Origin of the sequence: Methylobacterium sp. WL64 (assembly GCF_008039945.1) — a bacterium.
In the GTDB taxonomy this organism is placed as follows: domain Bacteria; phylum Pseudomonadota; class Alphaproteobacteria; order Rhizobiales; family Beijerinckiaceae; genus Methylobacterium.
The window spans coordinates 1-4,872 of sequence record NZ_VRVA01000212.1; the positions used below are offsets into that span (position 1 = coordinate 1).

6 protein-coding genes are annotated in these 4,872 nt (G+C 71.5%); 2 read left to right on the plus strand and 4 right to left on the minus strand.

Translation table 11 applies throughout. The annotated features are described in order from the left end of the window. Positions 1 to 213: 213 nt before the first annotated feature. Positions 214 to 1,401, minus strand: coding sequence for a YihY/virulence factor BrkB family protein (locus FV242_RS32625; RefSeq protein ID WP_147941830.1), 1,188 nt, complete (start codon positions 1,399 to 1,401; stop codon positions 214 to 216). A 266-nt stretch (positions 1,402 to 1,667) separates the two neighbouring features. Here FV242_RS32625 and FV242_RS32630 point away from each other — a divergent pair, with 266 nt between their 5' ends. Next, positions 1,668 to 2,429, plus strand: a complete 762-nt coding sequence (locus FV242_RS32630) for a sigma-70 family RNA polymerase sigma factor (RefSeq protein WP_147909419.1) — start codon at positions 1,668 to 1,670, stop codon at positions 2,427 to 2,429. Between the two features lie 204 nt (positions 2,430 to 2,633). Here FV242_RS32630 and FV242_RS32635 read toward each other — a convergent pair whose 3' ends face one another. From FV242_RS32635 to FV242_RS32645, 3 genes are all read right to left on the minus strand, one after another. After that, a complete protein-coding gene (locus tag FV242_RS32635; protein WP_147909418.1) occupies positions 2,634 to 2,861 on the minus strand; it encodes a hypothetical protein in 228 nt (75 codons plus the stop codon). Between the two features lie 124 nt (positions 2,862 to 2,985). Further along, positions 2,986 to 3,273 (minus strand): hypothetical protein, encoded by a 288-nt coding sequence (locus FV242_RS32640; RefSeq protein WP_147941831.1) that lies wholly within the window; start codon positions 3,271 to 3,273, stop codon positions 2,986 to 2,988. 98 nt (positions 3,274 to 3,371) lie between these two features. Then, positions 3,372 to 3,929, minus strand: coding sequence for a metallophosphoesterase (locus FV242_RS32645; protein ID WP_147941832.1), 558 nt, complete (start codon positions 3,927 to 3,929; stop codon positions 3,372 to 3,374). 279 nt (positions 3,930 to 4,208) lie between these two features. Here FV242_RS32645 and FV242_RS32650 point away from each other — a divergent pair. Next, a partial coding sequence (locus tag FV242_RS32650; RefSeq protein WP_246692996.1) for a DNA-3-methyladenine glycosylase occupies positions 4,209 to 4,872 on the plus strand: 664 nt, incomplete at its 3' end.

Sequence of the window (4,872 nt, forward strand, 5' to 3'; positions counted from 1 at the left end):
GGCGGGCGTGGAAAGAGGGATCCGAGCAGTCGCGGCGCGCCCCAAACCACGCGACGACGCTGCCGATGGATGCCCACCGCACGAAGACGACTGTTGTCACAGGTATATTGCGGCCCGAGCGTCGAAGTCTGGTTGCACGCGACGGCTTATGCCGCGACCGGGCGTGCCCGCGCTAACCTGTGTTAACCACCGCTGAGCCCTTTGGCCGCCCCGTCACGCGGCGGCGGCTCCCACGGAATCGGCCATCTGGGCGCGTCGCGTGCCCAGGGGCTGCGGCTCACCCACGGTGGTGTCCTCGGCGGTCTGATGCTCCATCTCGGCGTTCAGCTGGGCACCGGCGAGCACGATCATGGTCGAGATCCAGATCCAGGTCATGAAGCCGATGGCCGCGCCGAGGGAGCCGTAGGTCTTGTTGTAGCTGCCGAAATGGGCGACGTACCAGGAGAACAGCAGCGACGCGACGAGCCACAGCAGGGCCGCCGCGGCGCCCCCGGGGGTGACCCAGCGCCAGCGCGGCGCGTCCCGGCTCGGACCGTAGCGGTAGAGCAGGGCGAGCCCGAGCAGGACTGCCACGAGCAGCGCCGGCCAGCGCAGCAGGGTCAGCCACCAGGCATCGGTCCCGAGCCCGACATAGGTCAGCACCACCGGCAGCACCACGACCGCGGCCAGAGCCAGGATCAGGAACGCCAGCGCCCCCGCGGTGAAGCCGAGGGAGACGACGTTGAGCAGGACGAAATTGCGCTTCTCGCGCTTGTTGTAGACGATGTTGAGGGCGTCGAAGACGTGCTTCACGCCGCCGTTGGCGCTCCAGACCGACAGGACGATGCTGACGACCAGGCTCAGGCCCAGCGCGGTGTTGCCCTTCTCGTTCAGGCGCTTGACTTGGTCGCCGATGATCTCAAGGGCGCCCTGGGGCAGGACGCCCTGAAGGCTGGCGAGTTGGTCGTTGATGGTCGAGGCGTCGGCCACGAGGCCGTAGCAGGAGACCAGCGCGGCGACGGCCGGGAAGATCGCCAGCAGGGTGAAGAAGGTGACGCCGGCCGCGATCAGCGACAGGCGGTTCTCGCCGATGTCCCGGTAGGTGCGCAGCGCGATGTCCTTCCAGCCCTTGGCGGGAATTTCGGCCGGATGGCTGGCGCCCCGCCCGCGATCGGCCTGGCGGCTCGCGACCGCCCGGGCCTCGCCGCCCTCGTGCGCGGGCGCGGGTTCCGAGGAGCCCGCGAAGGCGGACCGGCGGCCCGGCTCCGCGCCGGCCGGGGCGGAGGCAGGAGCCGGGGCGGCAGACCGCCGCGGGAACGCAACCAGGCCGACGAGCGCGGTGGCCAGCGCCAGGGTCCAGACCGTCGAGGCGTGCCCCCCGGTGTCGCGGGGCACGGTGCGATCGGGATCGGGGGAAGCCATCGACACGCCTCGCTACGGGTTCAGGAACCAAGTCCGGTCGGCCTCCGGAAGGAGACGGATCCGACAGGGAACGCCGTTGCGAGCCCGCCGGTTCGCGGGTCCGTTCGTCTTCGGCCCCGACACCTCGGCCCATCACGCTTGCTTGTATTGGTTCGTCTCAGTGTCGCGGCAACACGGTCTAAACCCATGTTGGCGCGAGAGCCGCGTGGGCGCGCCACAAGCGAATGCGACGGGCGCGATAGGCCCGCCGTCGATGCCCGGACCTGATGCCAGACACCGAAGGCCACACCCTGCCCGATCCGGCCCGCGACATCCGGCATGGCCTGCCGGACGCGATCCGCATCCACCTCGGGACGCTGCTCGGCCTGACCTACGACGCGGTCGGCCCGACTCCGGCGGCCGCCTCGGATCGCTTTGCCGACCTGTTGGCGCGCCTGGACGCCGCGCTCGCCAAGGACCAGGCCTCAGAGCCGGTCTCGGGGGAGGTCGAACGGGAGGCCGACTTCCGCGCCGGCCTGCTGAAGGTGGTGCCGGCCCTACACCGCTTCGCCGTCTCGTTGACCCGAGACCCCGCCGCGGCTGATGACCTCGTGCAGGACACGCTGCTGCGGGGCTGGCGCGGACGAGCCGGCTTCACCCCCGGGTCCAACCTGGAGGCTTGGCTTTTCACGATCCTGCGCAACGTGTTCTACAGCCAGCACCGCAAGCAGGGTCGCGAGGTCGCGGACACCGACGGCAGCTACGCTGAGCGGTTGACCAGCGTGCCGGAGCAGGGCGGCCATCTCGACCTGCAGGACGTGCGCGCCGCCCTCGACCGGCTCGCCCCGGTGATGCGCGAGGCACTGGTCCTCGTGGCGATCGAGAACCTCAGCTACGAGGAAGCCGCAGCCGTCATGCAGTGTCAGATCGGCACCGTGAAAAGCCGGGTGTGGCGTGCCCGCGAGCAGCTCGCCCGGATGCTGGGCTACACCGGTGCCGAGATCGGCAACGACGGGGTGATGCTGTCGGTGACCGGGACGTCGGCCTGACGCCGCAGCCACGCTCTCCACCGACGAATACCCATCTTCGTCACATCACCCTCTGTATTCGACAGAAAATTTGACTTAGGTGAAGGCGCCCGGGGTCGTTCCTGGGCGACATAGGACGGGTTGGGTCGATTCGTCGTCCCGGCTCAGCTCCCGTCGGTGTGACATCCCCCCGATCCATCGACGGGAGCCCCATCCCGGATCCCCTCAGCGTCCGGTCTCGTCCGCGCGATCGGCGTCGAGCTGCTGCAGCAGCTCCGCCAGCCTCGGATCCAGCACCTCATCGATCACCGGGTCATAGAGCGCGCGCAGCTGGCGCCCCAGGCGCGTCCGCGTCTGCGCATCGAGGACCGGGGCCTCGCTTGAGACCGGGAAGACCCTCAGGGCTGTGGGGGCGGATCGCGGGGCGGCGTGCTGGTGATCGGGACGTGGCATTCCACCTACATCGGCCTGGACCGGCGCGACGGCAACCACACGCCGTCACGAAGTCCCGGGCGGCACGCGATTCCGGCGCATCGTCTTCGTCCGAACGCCGGCGGCTACGGTTCGGGACGAGGCTTCAAGCGTCGTCCTCCGGGGCGAACACTTCGCCCTGCTCGGCCAGCACGGCGTCGGCCTCGTCATGAGCGAGGACATCCGGATCGGCCCGGTCCAGGGCCCGGGCCAGCGCGCGCTCCCAATCCGGCGGCGGGGGGCTGCCCTGCGCGGTCAGGATCTCGGCGGCGCGGGCGCGCAGCCGCGCCCAGGATTCCGCATCCAGCTCGGCAAAACTGCTCCCGAGCCCGAGATCGGCGGCGGCTCGCGCGGCGGCGGCCGTCCAGGCGGGCGGAGCAAGGGGTTCGGTCATAGCGGCCTCCCGTGGCGATCGCGATCCGCTCCGGCACATAGGGCGGCCACACGAAACGACGCGGCCCGGAATGGAGATCGCGGTGCCCTCCGCGGAGGTCAGCGCAGCCCCTGCCGGGCGATCTCCTCCGGCACCAGCTCGGCCGCGTCCTGGCGCGCCAGGATGGCGTCGAGGCCGACCGGGGTGTCGTCCCAGGCATCGACGCCGACATCGCAGGAGCGGCTGGTATCGGGCAGCCAGCCGTGGCTGTGCCCGTAGAGGTGGCGGGTCTCCCGCCACAGGCCCGGCCAGGCCCGGTGCGCGTAGTGCGACAGGAACAGGCGGTGCTGCCGGCCCTGGGAATCCAGGGCCGAGATCCGGGCGCTGTCCACGGGCGGGTCCGCCCAGGGCAGATCGAGCACGCGGTTGGAATCGTGGTTGCCCCGGATCAGCCGCTTGGTGCCGTTGAGCTGGGCGAACATCGCCGCGCAATGCTCCCGGCTCGCCCCCGCGGCGAAATCGCCGAGGTGCCAGACCGCGTCGTCGGGGCCGACCACGGCGTTCCAGGCCGCGGCCAGGGCCGCGTCATGCGCCGCGACGCTGTCGTACCGCGCCCGGCGGTGGCGGAGGATGTGCGGATCGCCGAAATGCGTGTCCGCGGTGAAGAAGAGCGCCATACCGTGAGCTGTCACCGCATCCGAGGGCGCCGTCCATCATGCCCGCCTTCGCGTCCGACGCCGCTCCGAAGTGGATCGGGGCGGGCGCCCAGCAAGGCGCGCGCGGCATCGTGCCCGCCACCGGGGGGGATCGCACCGATCGCCGCATCGGCGGCCGGTCCCTCGGCGCCGCTCCAGATCGCGTTGCAATCGGGACCGGCTCTCAATCCTTGTCTCAACGCGCTCGCTTGCGCCGAACCGGTCTCCACTTCGGCGGCGCGCGCTCTAATCTTCGCCGCGATGCTCGACCCCACCGCCTACGCGCACCTGCTGGACGCCGCCCGGGCGCATCCACGCCTGGAGGCCGCCATCCGGCAGGCCGGCCCGCTCCGGATCGACCCGCCGCCGCACGCCTGCGTGGCCGACCGTCTGTTCGTCGAGGTCGTGAACCAGCAGCTCTCGACCCGGGCCGCGGCGGCGATCTGGTCGCGGGTCGAGGCCGCCGCGACGGCGGCGGGGTCGAGCCCGCGCGGGCTGTTCGAGGCCGGAGACCCGGCGCTGCTCCGGGGCTGCGGGATCTCGGGCAACAAGGTCCGCGCCCTTCAGGCGATCGTCGCCGCCGAGGCGGCGGGCCTGCTCGGCCCCGAACTCGCCGGACTGCCGCACACCGAGCGCGCTGCGATCCTGTGCGGCATCCGGGGCGTCGGCCCCTGGACCGCCGACATGGTCGGGATCTTCCACTTCCACGACCCGGACATCTGGCCCGAGGGCGACGTGGCGGCGGTGGGCTGCCTGCGCCGGCTCACCGACAGCACCGACACGCGCGCCGTTGCGGCCGCTTTCGCGCCGTACCGCTCGATCCTGGCCCGCACCCTGTGGCGGATCAAGGACACCACCCCGGTGGAGCCCGCAAGTCCGACTGCAAGTCCGACTACAAGTCTGCTCGCACCCCGCCCCCGGCGCC

Coding starts and splice junctions, on each gene's coding strand:
- FV242_RS32635 (WP_147909418.1), bottom strand. CDS start 2,861: ATGCCACGTCCCGATCACCAGCACGCCGCCCCGCGATCCGCCCCCACA.
- FV242_RS32630 (WP_147909419.1), top strand. CDS start 1,668: ATGCCAGACACCGAAGGCCACACCCTGCCCGATCCGGCCCGCGACATC.
- FV242_RS32645 (WP_147941832.1), bottom strand. CDS start 3,929: ATGGCGCTCTTCTTCACCGCGGACACGCATTTCGGCGATCCGCACATC.
- FV242_RS32640 (WP_147941831.1), bottom strand. CDS start 3,273: ATGACCGAACCCCTTGCTCCGCCCGCCTGGACGGCCGCCGCCGCGCGA.
- FV242_RS32625 (WP_147941830.1), bottom strand. CDS start 1,401: ATGGCTTCCCCCGATCCCGATCGCACCGTGCCCCGCGACACCGGGGGG.